General features: G+C 69.3%; 11 protein-coding genes and 1 pseudogene. All 12 read right to left on the bottom strand.

What is annotated here, in order from left to right:
* Positions 1 to 110: 110 nt before the first annotated feature.
* Entirely contained in the window at positions 111 to 1,436 is a 1,326-nt protein-coding gene (locus HCN51_RS15890) for an MFS transporter (protein ID WP_240972890.1), read from the bottom strand.
* A 429-nt stretch (positions 1,437 to 1,865) separates the two neighbouring features.
* Complete coding sequence (locus tag HCN51_RS15885) at positions 1,866 to 2,474, bottom strand: TetR family transcriptional regulator (RefSeq protein ID WP_168010373.1); 609 nt, start codon at positions 2,472 to 2,474, stop codon at positions 1,866 to 1,868.
* Positions 2,475 to 2,558: 84 nt separating this feature from the next.
* Positions 2,559 to 4,760: a glycoside hydrolase family 3 C-terminal domain-containing protein gene (locus HCN51_RS15880; protein WP_346433660.1), complete on the bottom strand. Its 2,202-nt coding sequence runs from the start codon at positions 4,758 to 4,760 to the stop codon at positions 2,559 to 2,561.
* The gene (locus tag HCN51_RS15875; RefSeq protein ID WP_168010371.1) at positions 4,757 to 5,908 is read right to left on the bottom strand and encodes an alpha/beta hydrolase; all 1,152 of its coding nucleotides are present in this window, start codon (positions 5,906 to 5,908) and stop codon (positions 4,757 to 4,759) included. The genes HCN51_RS15880 and HCN51_RS15875 overlap by 4 nt, the downstream gene beginning before the upstream one ends.
* Positions 5,905 to 6,852 carry an alpha/beta hydrolase gene (locus HCN51_RS15870; protein ID WP_168010370.1) on the bottom strand — a complete coding sequence of 316 codons (948 nt, stop codon included), beginning with the start codon at positions 6,850 to 6,852 and terminating at the stop codon, positions 5,905 to 5,907. Before HCN51_RS15870 ends, HCN51_RS15875 begins: the two co-directional genes overlap by 4 nt.
* A gap of 6 nt (positions 6,853 to 6,858) precedes the next feature.
* Entirely contained in the window at positions 6,859 to 8,067 is a 1,209-nt protein-coding gene (locus HCN51_RS15865; RefSeq protein ID WP_168010369.1) for a glycoside hydrolase family 1 protein, read from the bottom strand.
* 8 nt (positions 8,068 to 8,075) lie between these two features.
* On the bottom strand, positions 8,076 to 10,403 hold the full coding sequence (locus HCN51_RS15860) for an alpha-L-rhamnosidase (RefSeq protein ID WP_168010368.1): 2,328 nt from the start codon (positions 10,401 to 10,403) through the stop codon (positions 8,076 to 8,078).
* Positions 10,404 to 10,456: 53 nt separating this feature from the next.
* The gene (locus tag HCN51_RS15855; protein WP_346433662.1) at positions 10,457 to 11,005 is read right to left on the bottom strand and encodes an alpha/beta hydrolase; all 549 of its coding nucleotides are present in this window, start codon (positions 11,003 to 11,005) and stop codon (positions 10,457 to 10,459) included.
* A 10-nt stretch (positions 11,006 to 11,015) separates the two neighbouring features.
* A pseudogene (locus tag HCN51_RS62960) lies at positions 11,016 to 11,420 on the bottom strand (alpha/beta hydrolase); the annotation flags it as partial.
* A 61-nt stretch (positions 11,421 to 11,481) separates the two neighbouring features.
* Entirely contained in the window at positions 11,482 to 12,798 is a 1,317-nt protein-coding gene (locus HCN51_RS15850; protein ID WP_168010366.1) for an MFS transporter, read from the bottom strand.
* Between the two features lie 149 nt (positions 12,799 to 12,947).
* Positions 12,948 to 14,375, bottom strand: a complete 1,428-nt coding sequence (locus tag HCN51_RS15845; protein ID WP_168010365.1) for an MFS transporter — start codon at positions 14,373 to 14,375, stop codon at positions 12,948 to 12,950.
* Positions 14,372 to 16,585: a family 78 glycoside hydrolase catalytic domain gene (locus HCN51_RS15840; RefSeq protein WP_346433659.1), complete on the bottom strand. Its 2,214-nt coding sequence runs from the start codon at positions 16,583 to 16,585 to the stop codon at positions 14,372 to 14,374. Before HCN51_RS15840 ends, HCN51_RS15845 begins: the two co-directional genes overlap by 4 nt.
* Between the last annotated feature and the right edge of the window lie 11 nt (positions 16,586 to 16,596).

The raw sequence follows: 16,596 nt of genomic DNA, 5'->3' as shown, positions 1-16,596 counted from the left end.
CTGTTGTCGCAGTAGCCGACGTCGGTGGTGATGTACCGGAAACGGTCGTCGTGATGACGCAGCGTGCCCGCGCAGATCCAAGGACGGGAGTCGCGTCTTCTTGCCGGGATTCAGTTGACGCTGCGGACGCGCCGCACGAGCACGCCACCGAGGATCGCGACGACCCCGGCCGTCAGATACAGGACGGGATAACCGCCCAGCGAGGTGAGCGCGCCGAGCGCGATGACGGCCGGTGCGATCATGGGGCCGATGGAGCGCGGGAGCTGGTCCGCGATCACGACCAGGGACATGTACTTGGCCACGTCGCTCTTCCCGCCACCTGGCAGAACGCTCATGACCAGCACCCCGTCGGTGGGGATGAACAGGCCGATGGCGAAGAAGAGCAGGCCGCTGCCGATCAGGAAGATCGGTACGTTCGGGGAGAAGGCGACGATGAGCCCGCCGGTGGCGAGCAGCAGCGCGGATACCAGGACGAGGTTCCGGCGGCTGCGGACCCGGTCGGTGACGAATGCCCCGACGATTGTTCCGAGCGTGGTCCCGCCCAGGCTGAGCATGCTGTTGATCGCGATGAGGGAGGGGAGTTCGGCCTTGCTCACCTTGAGCTGGTCGGTGAGGAAGTAGATGGAGAAGGAGGCGGCGAAGGCGATGCCGAAGGTGACGAAGAAGCGGCCGAGCCAGACCCACGCGAAGTCCGGGGCGCTCTTGGGGCTGAAGCGGTAGCTCCGTAGCACAGTGCGGAAGATCGGCTGCTGCGGGACGTCCTTCGGGTCGAGCACGCGGTCGCGGTAGAGCCAGAGCCCGATCGCCATGAGAGGTATGGAAAGGGGCAGAGTCGCCGTGGCGAGGAGGAACTGGTTGTCGATGAACTGCGGTCCGACGACACTCGCGATCAGCCCTGCCGACACGCCTGTCACCGTCGAGAACCCCAGCACGCGGCCGCGCAGGCGGTCCGGGATGCTGTCGGGGATCATCGCCCCGTCGGCCGCGCCGGCGATGCCCGAGCCGACGGCCATGGTCACGACGGCGACGTACACGGCCGCGAGGCTGTCGGCCAAGCCGAGGGTGACCAGCCCGGCGACGGTGATGCAGGGGCCGACGATGAGGAAGGGCCGGCGCATGCCCAGCCGCAGGGTGGTCCTGTCGCTGATCGCGCCGAAGATCGGGGCGAGAAGCATGCCGAGGAACGAGGTGATGCCGAGGGCGATGCCGAGGCCGGACTCCTTGTTCTCGGGCGAGACTCGGGCGACGATGATCGGCAATGCCACCATGGCGGGCATCAGCGTGGCGAACGAGACCGCGAACGTGGTCATCAGGATGGCGGCGACGTTGCGCTTCGAAACCTTCTGGGGTGCCGCCTCTTCGGTAGCAGTGTCCTCGGCCTGTGCGCTATCCGAGTGAGTAGAGACTGTCTGGGGGGAGGCGGCCGGCGGAATCATGTCCGGCTGCGGCTCTGATGTGGGCATCGCGGATCTCCCATGATCAGCGCGAAGGGAAATCTAGTCGCTGCTAGATATTGCTGTGGGGACCGTACCAGCAAAATATGACTGAGGCTAGATTTTCGTTCGGGTGAAGCGGGGGTAAATCCTGCGTATCTTGGCCTCGGCCTTCATCGTCCGCGTATCGGTGAGCTGACCTGCGGTGAGGTCTCACGGACGTCCTTCAGTTGCGGGTCCGGCCAGCATGAAGAGGGTCGCCGGCGATGTGAAGCCGTGCGAGGGGCTGAGCGACAAAACACCGCCTAAGCGCCACGTGCGTCACACGGGAGCGTTGGACTATCGCGTGTGAGGCTGACGGCGCCCGCATCCTGCGCCGCACGACCCGACGTGGGGCGGCCGACGCGGTCAGTGGGGCTCACGGTGACAGGCTTACTTTGCCTCCGGAGGCGCCAGGAGGTCGGCGATGAAACCGCGTACGGTCTCCCGGAGGTCCACCTCGTTCGGGTCGAGCAGCCATTGAAGCTGGACGCCGTCCAGCACGCCGAGCAGCAGTGCCGCAAGGTGCTTGGGCGCTGGAGTGCTGCGGATCTCGCCGCGGGCGGCGGCTTCGGCGAGTGCGGCTTCAAGGAGGCGACGGCCGTTGCGGTAGCGGTCGCGAAAGTATTCGTGCGCGGGATGGTCGTCCGCGGTGGCCTCCGCCGAGAGCACGCAGTGCAGCTCGGCGAAGCCCGGGTGGGCGATGTTCTCGGCCAGCATGGCCATCACGTAGTCGATGAGGTCGTCGCGGGACATCGAGGCAGGCAGGGACGTGCCGGGCTGGGAGACGCGGCTGTCGCGTTCCTGCAGGACCGCGGCGAGGAGCGCGTCCTTGTCGGCGAAATAGTAGGTCAGCCCGGCATGGGTCATGCCGAGCTTGGCCGCCACGTCCTTGAAGGTCGCACCCCGGTAGCCCGCATTGCCGAAGATCTCGGAGGCGGCCTCGATCGCCGCGGCTCGTACCCGGGCACTCTTGGAGTACGGTCCTCTGGTCGTCGTCACTGCCGGCCCCATCCCACTGGTGTAGCGATGTCGGCGAAAAGCTTACTCCACCTAGATTTTAACTGTGAGGGGCTCGCGAAATCCTCATCTGTCGCACCGCCGTGTCTTGCTCATGAGGCCATCGATGAGTCCCGCGGGAAGGCTGTCACCGAGCAGGTCGACGACCTTCTGCATCGGCAGGGATCCGATCCCGCGCAGGATGTGTGGCTGCGCTGCCGTCTTCACCAGGTCGGATCGCAGATCGTCCACCAGGGTGGGGCCGACGACGGGATGCTCGACCCATTCCTGGAAGGTCGAGTTCAGGGTCAGTTCGCGGACGACGGCGTCTCCGCTGAGGTGGACGCGCACTTCAGCCTCAATCGTCTCGGCGTCGCGGCCGAGCTGGACCGCGTACTCGCCCGGGGTGACGACCCAGCCGGACAGCTCCAGATCCCAGTAGGCGAAGGCCCGGCGGTCCAGCGGCAGCTCGACGGTGACCTCCTGCCCTTCCGGGACGAAGACCTTGGTGAAGGCGCGGAGCTCGCGGCGCGGACGCTGGGCCGGTCCGGCGGGAGGCTCGCCGACGTACACCTGGACGACGTAGGCGCCGTCGCGATCTCCGGTGTTGGCGACGGTCGTCCGGGCGACTGCGGTGTCGGCGCCGAGGATCTCGACGGAGAAGTCCTTGGTCTCGAAGGTGGTGTAGCTGAGCCCATGGCCGAAGGGGAAGCGCACTGGCCGGTCGAGGGTGGTGTACCCGCGGTAGCCGATGAGCGTGCGCTCACCGTAGAGCACATGTCCTTGACCGCCGGGGAAGGTGGCATGGCTGGGGGTGTGGGCGAGCCGCCGTGGGATGGTCTCGGCGAGGCGGCCGGAGGGGTTGACGACGCCGTAGAGCAGATCGGCCAGCGCGCCGCCGCCGGCCTGCCCGATCAGGAAGCCTTCGAGAATGGCGTTGACATCGTCGTGCCAATCCTCGAGGGTGACGATGCCGCCGTTGGACAGCACGACCACGGTCTTGGGGGCGGCCGCGGCGACCGCCTTGATCAGGTCGATCTGGGTGGTGGGCAGTTCGAGAGTGGTCCGGTCGAAGCCCTCGGATTCTTCCGTCTCGCTCAGTCCGGCGAAGATGACGGCCACCTCCGCGGCGGCGGCGCAAGCGACGGCGTCGGCGCGGAGCCGGTCGGGGTCGCCGCTGCCGTCGAGGGTGTAGCCGGGCCGGAAGTCCACATCGGTGACGGCGTCGAGGAAGCTTTCGGCGCGGGTCGCGTTCACGCGTGAACTGCCGCCGCCCTGGAATCGCGGGGTGCGGGCCAGCTCGCCGATGACCGCCACCCTGGTGGAGAGGGCGAGCGGCAGGACGCCGTCATTCTTCAACAGGACCGCGCACTGCGCGGCGAGCTCGCGGGCGAGCCTGTGGTGCGCGTCGAGATCGATGTCCTCGGTCTTGTCCGCGCGCCAGGCGGCGAGCGCGAGGATCCTGCCAGCCGCGTGGTCCAGCTCTGTCTCGTCCAGGGCCCCTGACCGGACCGCCTCGACGAGCCGGGCGGTGCTGCGCCCGCTGGTGCTCGGCATCTCCAGGTCCAGTCCGGCGTGTACGGCGGCGACCGGGTCGTGGACGGCTCCCCAGTCGGAGACGACCGCCCCCTTGAAGCCCCACTCGTCGCGCAGCACGTCGGTCAGCAGCCACCGGTTCTGCGAGGCGTACACGCCGTTGATCTTGTTATAGGCGCTCATCACGGTGGCCGGCTGCGCCTGCGTCACCACGCGTTCGAAGGCGGGCAGGTAGATCTCGCGCAGCGTCTGCTCGTCCACGTCGGCGCTGACCCGCATGCGGTCGGTTTCCTGGTTGTTGGCGGCGAAGTGCTTGACCGAGGCTCCCACTCCGGTCTCCTGCAGGGCTCGCACGTAGGCCGCGCCGAGCACGCCGGACAGGAGCGGGTCCTCGGAGAAGTACTCGAAGTTGCGGCCGCACAGCGGGGAGCGCTTGATGTTCACCCCCGGCCCCAGGACGATGTGGACGCTGGCCGACCGGGCCTCGCGGCCGATCGCGTCGGCCACCCGAGCGGCGAGTGTGGGATCCCAGCTCGACCCCACGGCGACGGCGGGCGGGAAGCAGGTGGCGGGCAGGCTGGGACTTAAGGCCACCTGGTCGCCACCGGTATCGTCCTGCACCCGCAGTCCATGCGGCCCGTCGGACATCCTCACCGGCGCGATGCCGTGCTCGTCGATCGGATGCGTCGTCCAGCTGTCCCGGCCGGACAGGAGCAGGGCCTTCTGCCCGAGGGTCAGTCGGTGGCGGGTCACCAGGTCTCCTTCTTGATCGCGGTGATGATCTCCCATGCGATGGCCTCGGCCTGGGGCACGTAACCGAAATGGGCGGGGGTGTCGTGCTTGATGCCGAGATAGCGGACGGCCTTGACCGGCACGCCGGCCTGGACGAGCTGCCCGGCGTAGTGCTCGGCCTGCGGGCGCAGGCTGTCCATCTCGGCCGTGATGACCAGCGCACGGGGCAGCCCGGTCAGGTCGCCCGCCATCGCGGGGGACAAGTACGGGTGGCCGGTGCTCTGCCCGCCCCGGTAGGGGTCCAGCATGACCTTGAGGTTGCGGTCCCTGGCGGGATCGACGATGCGGCCGGCGTGCTTCCGCATGCCGTCGGCGACGTGGAAGTCCGCCGGGTTCCAGGTGTAGCCGGGAGGCCGTGAGGTGCCCATCATGACGACGGCGTTCATGAGGATCTGCAGCGCGATGATCGGCGTTCCTTCGTCCTTGGCCTTGAGCGCGGTGACCGCGGCGAGATTGCCGCCGGCGCTGCCGCCGCCGATCGCGATTCTCGCCGGGTCGATGCCGTACTCGTCGGCGTGGTCGTGAATGTGCTTGACCGCGGCGTAGGTCTCGTTGACCGCGTGCGGGAACCTGTACTCCGGGCTCAGGGAGTAATCCAGGTCAAACACCACGGCGTCGGCCTGCTCGGCGATGTACTTGAGGAAGTAGTCGCGCCCGGTGGGCTTACCCGCGAAGAACCCGCCGCCGTGCAGGTGCAGGAGGCAGGGCCTGCGTGCCTGGCTCGTCGACTTCCTCTCGTACCGCCACAGGGTGTTGGTGTTCTTCCACAGGACCAGCTCCTGGCGGGAGACCAGCACTTCCTCGGTGGTCAGATCGATCGCCGACTCGGCTTCTGGGCTGAGCACGATGCCCTTGGCGGTGTCGCGGATCTGGATCAGCAGTTTCTCCGGCCGGAAGAGCATCGACCACAGGAGCCTGAGGCTGGGCTTGGGCACGGCGGAAGGGAGCCTGCGCAGCACTTCCTCCCGGCTGAGCAGCCACGGGTCCAGGTGTCCGGGCCGGTCGTCGGGCGTCGCCCTTTTCAGCAGCACGGTGGCGCCGTTCACCGTGGCGTGCTCTGCTCCGTCCAGCAGCCGTCGTAGCGTCTCCTCGTCGTAAGCCCTCGTCATCCCCGGACCCATCGCGACATGTCCGCGTACGTCTGCTCCAGCTGGGGGAGGGCCGGGCGGGCCAGGTGGCCGTGGTCGACGTCGGGCACGGTGTCCAGGACGACCTCGACCCCGGCGTCGCGCAACTGCTGGGCGAAGCGCTCGCCGGACGCGCGGAGGCCGTCGTACTCACTGTTGATGATCATGGTGCGGGGCAGGCCGCTGAGGTCGTCCGCGAGGCCGGGCATGGCGTACGACGTCGCCTCGGTGATCGGCGTGCCGAGGTAGTTCTCCACAATGGGAGTCGTCACGTGGGGGGCGAAGGCCGCGGCGGGGGACATCCGGTCCAAGACGGCTCGCAACTCGGGCGACGCCGGGGGTAGTTCGGGATGCAGGCAGGGGTAGACGAGCAGGAGCGCGGCGGGTGGCGGTGATCCTTCGTCCCGTACGCGCAGGGCGGCTCCCGCGGCGAGGTTGCCCCCGGCGCTCGCGCCGCCCAGCGTGATAAGCGCCGGGTCGGCGCCCAGGTCCTTGGCGTTGTCCACCGCCCACAGGTACGCCGCGACCACGTCGTCCAGCGGGATCGGGTAGTGCACGCCGTCCGTGGCCAGCCGGTAGTCAACGGAGACCACGACGGCGTCGGCTCGGGTGCAGATCTCCCGTGCGGTAGCGTCGGCTTCCGGGCCTTCGAGATCGCCCGCCGCCCACGCGCCGCCGTGGCACCACACGAACAGCGGGCGGCCGATGGCGTCCGCCTCCGGGGTGTAAACCCGTACGGTGCAAGGCCCGATCACGACGTCACGTACCCGCGCCGCCGGGGCGGCATACTCCGCTTCGCCTTCCCGTGGTGCGCGGAGCCGTGCGGCCAGTTCGGGATCCGGCGTTCGCGCGTCGGGATGGTCGGCGCCCAGCCGCAGGTGCTCGTGGTACAGCGTGCGGAGGCGGTCCCAGTAGGGGTCTGTCATGTCGTTCTACCCTTCCTTGCCGGCCAGGTTGTGCCGGCGCTGTTGCTGTACCAGCCGGCCGAGCCAGGCGAGGCTCGGGCGCGGGGTGCGGGCGAAGGTGGTGCGGTCCACCGCGATGAGGCCGAAGGTGGGGTGCCAGTCGCCCCATTCGTAGTTGTCCAGGGCGCTCCAGTGGAGGTAGCCGCGCACGTCGATGCCGTCGGTGACGGCGTCGTTCAGGCCCCGGAGCGCCTCGGTGATGTAGGTGACGCGTGCGGCGTCGTCGGCGGTGGCGATGCCGTTCTCGGTGACCAGGATCGGGGTGCCGCCGGTGACCTGCCAGGTGTTGCGGATAGCCATGCCTAGTGCGTCGGGCCGGTTGGGCCAACCGGTCAGGGTGTTGCCGGGGTCGGGCGGATGCGGGAGCGGGCCGTTCTCGCCCACCTTTCTCGTGGTGTACGACTGCACGCCGACGAAGTCGTCGTGCTTGGACACCTCCAGGAAGCGGTCCTCCCAGGCCCACTTGACGTCCTTGAGCACTTCCTCGCAGCCGGGTTCTGCTTCGAACGCCTGGTTCGACACCGTCCACCCGATACGGGCATCGGTGCGTTCGCGCAGGATCTCCACCGCTCTGCGGTGCGCGCGTTCGAGTACCTGGGAAACGCCGTCGGCGGGAGCCGGGAGAGCCAGGGCGGTGATCGCCCGATCGTCGAGCCGGTCGCCGTCGGTGGGCTGGGCGAACAGGTCGGAGATAACCGCGATCATGTTCGGTTCGTTGATGGTGCACACCCACGGCACGTCGTGGAGGATCGAGCCGACCTCGGTCACGTACCGGGCAAAACGCTCAATCCCGTCGGGGCTCCGCCAGCCGCCTGCGTGGGTGAACCACATGGGGTTGGTGAAGTGGTGCAGCGTGACGACCGGGGTGAGGCCGAGCTCGAAGGCGGTCTCGATCATCGCCCGGTAGTGCCGGAGCTGGGAGGACGAGAACTCGCCGGGCGTGGGTTCGATGCGTGCCCACTCGATGCTGAAGCGGTAGGCGTTCAGGCCGGCCTCGGCCAGCAGGCGCATGTCCTCGGGGTAGCGGTGGTAGCTGTCCACGGCGTCGCCGCTGCGTTCCTTGAGTGGTGAGCGCGGGGCGTTCTCCAGGTGCCACCAGTTGGAGTTGGTGTTGTTGCCTTCGGTCTGGTGGGCGGAGGAGGCGGCGCCCCACAGGAAGTCGTTCGGAAGGTCCATGATCCTTTTCAAGAGCTGATCGTCGTGGTGCCCGGCGGGAGCGGTTTCGGGGGTGCGCCGGGCAGGAGTGCGGTGGCAGATGCGCCTTCGGGGACGGTGACGGTGACTGTGAGGTCGTTGCCGCTGCGGGTCCAGGCCGCTCCGATGACGCCCTGGACGGTGTGCAGCGTGGCCGAGGCGTGGGTCAGGCCGCCGCCCGGTAGCGGGGTCACCACGAACTCGCGCCACCCCGCCGAGCCCGGAGCCTGCCGCAGGCCGACGACGTGGCTGTAGAGGAAGCGCATCGCGGCGCCCTTGCTGTAGTGGTTGAGCGAGCCCGAGGCGACCGCGCCGTCCACGCCGTCCCAGTTCTCCCAGAACGTGGTGCCGCCCCGTTCGAGCATTTCGAGCCAGGACGGGACGCCGGTCTGAGTGAGCAGGGTGTAGGCGAGGTCGGCGTGCCCGGTGTCGGCGAGCACCGGCAGCAGCGATCCGGTGGACAGGAATCCCGTGGCCAGGTGGTCATCGGCTTGGGCGATCAGCTCGGCCAGCCGGTCGGCCGCACGGGGGACGAGGCGGTCGGGGATCAGCCCGAAGTCGATGGCGCGCACGTAGGACGCCTGCGTGTCCGACGCCGTGCGTCCCCGGTGGCCGTCGAAGTAATCGGTGTGCCAGGCCGCGCGCACCCGCTGCGCGACGGCCCGGTAGTGCGCGGCGTCGTCCTCGCGGCCGAGGACGTCGGCGATGTCGGCGAGCAGGCCGGTCGAGCGGAACAGGTAGGCGGTGCCCACCTCGCCCTGGTCGGCGGCCAGCAGCGCGCGGAAGGCCTCGGCGACGTCCACTGACGGGCCGGTCTTGGGTTCCAGCCATTCGCCGAAGTGGAATGAGCCGTCCCAGAGGTACTGCTCGTGCGGCGCCGGCGTCCCCGTGCGTGAGGGGTGGCGGCGCTCGCGGGCCGTGCGCAACGCGAATTCCACCCAGGCACGCATCGACGGCCAGCTCGTCTCCAGGATGTCGCGGTCGGCGTAGTGCCGATACAGCGTCCAGGGCACGGCGACCGCCGCGTCGCCCCAGCCGGCCGAGCCGCCACCGACCCGGGCAGGATGGTCGGAGAGCTTCATGCGGCCCGGGTCCGGCGAGTACATCGCGAGGCTGCCGTCGTCGTACTGGTCGTCGCGTACCGCCTGCAGCCACTTGCGCGCGAAGCCGTCGATGTCGAACAGCAACGCGGCTGTGGGTGCGAAGACCTGGAAGTCGCCGGTCCAGCCGAGCCGTTCGCGGGTGGGACAGTCCGTGGGCACGTCCACGGCATTGCCGCGGAACGTCCACACCGCGGCCTCGTGCAGCCGGTTCAGCCGATCGTCGCTGCTGCCGAACCAACCGGTCCGCCGCAGGTCGGTGTGCACGACGATCGCGGTGATGGAGCCCGGGTCGAACGCACGTCCAGGGTGCGTGACGCGGACGTAGCGGAACCCGTGCACCGTGTGGTGCGGCTCGAACACCTCCTCGCCGGTGCCGGCGATGACGCGGTCGATCTGGTGGCAGGGGATGTGCTCGCCCTGGGGCGTGTGCGTGTCGAGGTGCGCCGTGGTCAGGTCCCCGGCGGCGTCGAGATGTTCACCGAATTCCAGGACCGTCTGCGAACCGGGGGCGCCGAGGCCGGTGAGCCGCGCCCAGCCGGCGATGTTCTGCCCGAAGTCGACGATCGTGACGCCTTCAGCGAGGGGCGTGGCCGACACCGGGGCCAGTTCCTCGACGCGCCGCACCGGCGGCGCCGGCGACCGCGTCGGGGCCGGAGGGCACACCAGCCCGATCCGGACGGGCAGCGCGGCCGGCAGGGGAACCGAGAAGTCGGTGGTCTGGCCGGTCATCAGGTCCGCACGCACGATCTGCGACGGTCGGCAGGTCCACGTCCCGTCCGTGCCGAACACCTGGGTCCGGCCGTCGGAAGTCGAGTAGTCGAGCTGGGCGAGCGCGGCGGTGACCGTGCCCCAGGAATTCTGCCGCTGCTCGGAGCCGGTGCGGCCGCGGTACCAGCCATCGGACAGGACGATGTCGATCCGGTTCTCCCCGCTCCGGAGCAACGATGTGACGTCGTGAGACTGCGCGTACAGTGTTTCGTCGTAGTTGGTGGAGCCGGGGGAGAGTTCCTCGTCGCCCACGCGCGTACCGTTGACGAACACCTCGTAGACGCCCAGCGCGGTCGCGTGCAGGGATGCGTCCGCCACGGGCCCGTCGATCGTCACGATGCCCGTCAGCAGGTACGCGGGGCGGTCGTCCGGTAGCTCCTCGGACTCGACGGGCGAGATCCAGGCCGCGACCCAGGGATCGGGAAGATGGCGCGTGAGAGAGCTCATATGCGTGGTTCCTCGGGATTGCTCATGTCGGGACAGTGGGACTTGTCAGGCGTTCACGCGAACCGGGCGGGAGACTCATCGCCTGCCCGCTTCAGCCACCGCTCCAGCCGATCGACGCCTGCCCGCCCGGCAGCGGACTCGGGTTCGTTGAGGAAGCCGTGCGTCGATCCGGGCAGTGTTTCCACCGTCGCATCGACCCCGGCCTGTGCGAGCTTGGTCGCATACGCCTCGCCCGATGCCCTCAGCCCGTCGGCGTCGGCGTTGTAGATGAAGGTCGCCGGATGTCCTTCGGGCACCGCTCCGTTGGCGGCGAACGCGATCTCGTCCTCCACACTCGCCGCGCCCGCGAAGTGCGCGGTGGCCGCCTGGATCAAGACGTCGTGCGCCCCGGACGCCATGCCTCGTTCCCGCAGGGCCAGGAGCAGATCGCCGGAGGGAGGCGGCGGCACCGCATGCACGAGGGGGTAGACGAGGAGAAGCGAAGCCGGCACGGCCTGCCTCTCCATGGACAGCCGCTTCGCGACCCCGGCGGTGAGGTTGCCGCCCGCGCTCGCGCCCCCGAGATTGGACCGCGATGTCCGCGAACCCGAGCTCCTCGCGATGTTCGAGCGCCCACGTCCAGGCCGCGCGGATGTCGTCGGAGGGAATGGGGAACGTCACGCCGTGCAGCGCCTTGTGGTAATCCACCGACAGCACCGGGATGCCTCGGGCGGCCAGACTGAGCCCGACCCAGTGCGCCTCCGGCATGTCGAGGCTGCCGCCGACGAACGCGCCGCCGTGAACCCACACCAGCGCGCTGACCGGCGCATGGTCTTGCGAACGATAGCCGCGTGCGGGGATCGGGCCGGCGGGTGCGGAGATCGTGAAGTCCCTGACCTCCAAGGCGGCCAGCTCCGCTTCGAGCTCGATGAGGCGATCTGTGCTGTAACCGCCACTGTCGTCCTGGGGAGGAGCGGCCTCGAGAGCCGCCAGAATCTCTCCGATCGGCGGAAGATCCGCGGTGTGCTGGTCTGTCATGTGTGCTCCTCATGCGCCGATTCCCGGCGCGCAGGTTCTCTGGCTTCGGTTCGCGGGATGTTCAGCGGACGCCGCGCACTTGCCGGACGAGCACGCCGCCGAGAATGGCCACGACGCCTCCGACGAGGTAGAGGACGGAGTAGCCGCCCAGTGGGGTGAGCGCGCCGAACGCGATGACGGCCGGAGCGATCACGGGGCCGATCGAGCGCGGGAGCTGGTCGGCGATCACGATGAGGGACATGTACTTGGCGACGTCGCTCTTCCCGCCGCCCGGCAGGGCGCTCATCACCAGCACCCCATCGGTGGGGATGAACAGGCCGACGGCGAAGAGAAGCAGCAGGCTGCCGGCGTAGAAGATCGGGATGGTCGTCGAGAACGCGACGATCACGCCGCCCGCCGCGAGCAGCAGCGCGGACACGAGGACCAGGCTCTTGCGGCTGCGGACCCTGTCGACGACGACGGAGCCGACGATTGTGCCGACGGTGGTCGCGCCCAGTTGCAGCACGCTGTTGATCGAAATGAGCGGGGCCAGTTCGGCCTGGCTCACCTTCAAGTGATCGGTGAGGAAGTAGATGGTGAAGGAGCCGGTGAACGCGATGCCGAAGGTGACGAAGAAGCGGCCGAGCCAGACCCAGGCGAAGTCCGGCGCGCTCCGGGGATTGAAGCGGTAGCCCTGCAGGATGGTGCGGACGAGTGGCTGGCGGGGAACGTCCTCAGGATCGAGCACCCGGTCACGGTAGAGCAGGACCCCGATCAACGTGGCGAGCGCGAACAGGGGCGTGGCTCCGGCGGCCATGATGAACTGGTGGTCGATGAACATCGGCCCGGCGATGCTCGCGATGAGTCCGGCCGAAACTCCTGTCACGGTCGAGAACCCGAGCACGCGGCCGCGCAGGCGGTCCGGGATACTGTCGGGGATCATCGCCGCGTGGGACGCGCCGTTGATGGCCGCGCCCAGGGCCATGATCATCACAGCGGTGTACACCATGGCGAGACTGCCGGCGAGGCCGAGGAGCACCAGCCCCGTGATGGTGATCGCGGTGCCGATGATCATGCCGGGCCTGCGCATGCCGAGCCGGAACGTGGTGCGGTCGCTGAGGGCTCCGAACACCGGCGCGAGCAGCATGCCACCGAATGCGCTGATGCCGAGGGCGATACCCAGGGCCGACTCCTTGTTCCCGGGGGCGACGCGCGCGACGATGATCGGCAGGGCCACGAGCGTCGGCATCAGGGTGGCTACGGCGTTGCCGAAGGTCGTGATCAGGATGGCGAAGACGGTCCGTTTGGGAACCTTCTCATGGTGGGGGTCGCTGCCGCTCGGGAGCTGGGGGAGGGCGACCTGGGCGGTGGTGGCGGGCTGCGGCTCGGGCAGGGACATCGCGGCATTCCTGTACTCACGAAGCGAAAATCTAGCCGCTGCTAGATATTGGTGCTTGGACCGTAGCACCAAAATTTGACTTGGGCTAGATTTTCGTCTGGGTGACGTTCGGGTTAACTCTCCGCTTCGTCCCGACCAAATCCGTCAGTTCACCTGATCTTCTTGACCGGCATGATGGCTGCGGCGGCCGCGATCGCGGCCAGCAGTGAGAGCACCCAGACCACGCCGTAGCCGCCGGTCAGGGCGACGAGCTGGCCGGCGACGACGGGGCCGATGGCCTGGCCGAAGCTGAAGCTCATGCTGCCCAGCCCGAGGTCGCGGCCCGCGGCCTGCTTGTCGGGCAGCACGTCGATCAGCAGGGCCCGGTCCACGGCCAGGTAGCAGCCGGCGGCCAGGCCGGCGATGACGTTCTGGATGAACAGGGACGCCAGCGTCGGCCACAGCAGCGGCACCAGCATGGAGACGGCGAACAGCGCCGAGGCGCCGATCACGAAGGGCTTGCGGCGGCCGATGCGGTCGGACAACCTGCCGGTGACGAGCATCGCGATGAGGGTGCCCGGCAGGACGGTCAGGGACATGGCCGGGATGAGCCGGGTGGCCTCGGCGGTGCTGAGAGCGGGCTGGATGTAGCTCTGCATCATGTACAGGCTGAAGGCGTTGGAAGCGCCGTAGCTGAACATCATCGTCACCGACGCGACCCAGACCCAGCGGAAGTCCGGGGAGCGCAGCGGGATGACGTACGACTTGAGCAGGCCCAGCCAGTTGGCCGCAGGGAGCTGAAGTCCGGTGGAGGAGCGGTCGCGGGCGACCAGCACGAACAGCAGTCCCGTGACGGCCAGGGCCAGGGCGAAGGGGAAGTAGGCGTCCAGGCCCATCGCGCCGAACAGGGTGCCGGCGGCCACAGAGCCGAGCAGCGCGCCGAACAGGGTGCCGATGCCGGACAGGGCGGAGACGGTGCCGAGCTTGTGGTGCGGGATGCGGTCCGGCACGGTGGTGCCCAGCGCTCCCTGGGCGGCGTTGATCGAGAGCTGGGCGAGCGCCCAGGTGGCGATCAGCAGGCCGATGCCGGGCGAGTACCGGGCGCCGATCACCAGGGCGGCGCCGAGTACGGCTCCGCCGGCGATCCACGGGGCGCGCCGGCCCCAGCGGGAGCGGGTGCGGTCCGACAGCAGCCCGGCGATGGACTGGACGAACATGGTGGCGATGGAGCCGACCGCGGTGACGATGGACAGGCTGCTCGCCCGGGCCGCCTCGTAGGAGGCGAGCAGGGCCAGCTGGTGTTGCTGCTGCGCGGTGGCGGTGGCGGTGCCCGCGGCGATCTGTGCCTTGAGGTTCGTCAGCTGCTGCAGGTTCGCGGTGGCGTCCGGGCCGGTGAAGTAGTGGGCGAACTCGATGTCCTGGACCTGTAAGGGCAGGATGACCGCGCCGATGCCGCCGTAGACGGCCGTGATGCCCGCCATCGCGAGGATGTAGACGAGCAGGTAGCGGCGGAAGGGCGGACCGCCGAGGTAGGTCATCGACGTGCCCGGGACCGAGGGTTCGGCGAGGTGGGGGTGGACGGGCTGGGCTGTGGTCATGGGGCGCTCCGGAAGTCATGGGTGCCGCCGGTCACCGTGTGCCGGGTGCCGTCGGGCAGGACGACGTCCGCCTCGATGCCTTCCGGGACGCTGATCTCGACGTCGTAACCCGTGTTCTGGCGGCGCCAGCCGCAGGTGATGCGGCCGTGGGGGGTGTCCAGGGCGCCGTGGGCCCAGTCGAGACCTGGGCCGGGGGTGGGTTGCAGGAGGATCCGGCGGTAGCCGGGCTCGGCGGGGCGGATGCCGGCGACCGACTTGTAGAGCCAGTCGACGACGGCGCCGAGGGCGTAGTGGTTGAAGCTGGTCATCTCGCCCGGGTTGACGGTGCCGTCGGGCAGCAGGGAGTCCCAGCGTTCCCAGATCGTGGTGGCGTCCATGGTGACGGCGTAGAGCCAGGACGGGCATTGCTCCTGGAGCAGGAGCCGGTAGGCGTCGTCGACATGGCCGGTTTTCGTGAGCGCCCAGGTGACGTAAGGGGTGCCGGCGAAGCCGGTAGCCACCCGGTGGCCGTCCTCCCGCACCAGGGCCGCGAGCCGGTCCCCGGCGGCCTGGCGCAGGTCGCCGTCCAGCAGCCCGAAGTGGATGGCCAGCGCGTAGACCGTCTGAGCGTCGGAGTGGACGGTGCCGTCGTCGTGCACGTAGTGCTTGACGAAGGCGTCGCGGGTGCGATCGGCCAGGTTCCGCCAGCGGCGGGCATCCTGATTCCGGCCCAGGATGCCGGCCGCTTCGGCGGCGAAGCGGGCGCTGCGGTACAGGCAGGCCGTCGCGACGACTCCGGGGTCCGCCTTCGCCTGCTGGGGCCGGTCAGGAGGTGCGGTCGGGTCGAGCCAGTCGCCGAACTGGAACCCGGTGTCCCACAGACCCGACGGGGAGAGCCTGGCTTCGGCTCCCTCCAGGTGCCGGACCATGGCAGGGTAGTGCACGGCCAGCCGGTCGCGGTCGCCGTAGGCATGCCACAGGCTCTCGGGCACCCAGACGGCGGCGTCGCCCCAGATCGCGGTCGGCCCGAGCATGAACTCGCTCTTCGCGCGGGCCTCGACGGGCGCGTGCTTGAGCACGTTGGGCACCACGAACGGGACGTAGCCGGAGTGCTCGGTCTCCACAGCGAGGTCGAGCAGCCAGCCGTGCAGCACGTCGGCGCAGTCGAACTGGTAGCAGGCGGCCGGCGCGTAGACGGCGATGTCGCCGGTCCAGCCGAGGCGCTCGTCGCGTTGCGGGCAGTCGGTGGGCAGGTCCAGGAGGTTGCCCCTCTGCCCCCACACGGAGTTCTCCACCAGCCGGTTGACCAGGGGGTTCGAGCACTCGAACGTGCCGGTGCGGCTCATGTCGGAGTGCACCACCACGGCTTCCAGGTCGCCGGGATGGCCGGTGATCTCGGCGTAGCGGAAGCCGTGGAAGGTGAGGGTGGGCTCGAAGACGTCCTCGGGGCCGCCGGACAGCACGAAGGTGTCGGTGGCGCGGGCGCCGCGAAGAGGACGGGTGGCCAGCTCGCCGTGTTCCAGGACCTCGGCGTGCCGGACGGTGATCTCCGTCCCGGCCGGTCCGGAGGCGCGCAGCCGGATCCAGCCGACGAGATTCTGCCCGAAGTCGACGAGGGTTTTGCCGCTGGGGGATGACCAGGTGCGGACCGCGCGTAGCGTCTCGTGCCGGATGATGGCCGGTTTCGTCTGCGGGACCAGCGTGGAGCGGTCGAACTCGACCGTGCGGACGGTCAACTGCTCGTCGGACGGCGGGCGGGCGTCGATGCGTACCCCGTCGTAGAGGCTGTTCTCAATGATGGAGGAGCGGCGCGCGGTCCAGTGCGGTCCGGTCACCAGCACCTGGGCGGTGCCGTCCTGGTAGGTCACCTCCAGCTCGGCGATGAAGCCGAGGGAGGGGCCGTAGTCCAGGTTCAGGCCGCCGAAGCCGAGGCCGCCGCGCCACCAGCCGTTGCCGAGCAGCACCTCGACGCCGACGACGTCGGCTATCAGGTGGGTGACGTCGTACTCCTGCACCTGCAGCCGCCACTCGTAGGAGCTCCAGCCGGGGGACAGGACGGCGTCGCTCACGGGACGCCCGCCGATGCGCGCCTCGTACGCGCCGTGGGCGGTCGCCCGGAGGACGGCCCGCACCACCCGCGAGGCGGGCTGGGTGAGCGCGAGCCGGGTGCCGAGCAGGAGAGCGGTGCCGCGCTCCGCATCGACGGTGATCATGAAAGCGTGGTCGAGCACGCTGACGCTTC

It is taken from the genome of Nonomuraea composti, assembly GCF_012034275.1.
Classification (GTDB): Bacteria; Actinomycetota; Actinomycetes; order Streptosporangiales; family Streptosporangiaceae; genus Nonomuraea; species Nonomuraea composti.
Note: the sequence above shows the minus strand (reverse complement) of the source record. Positions and strands in the feature narration are given on the sequence as shown.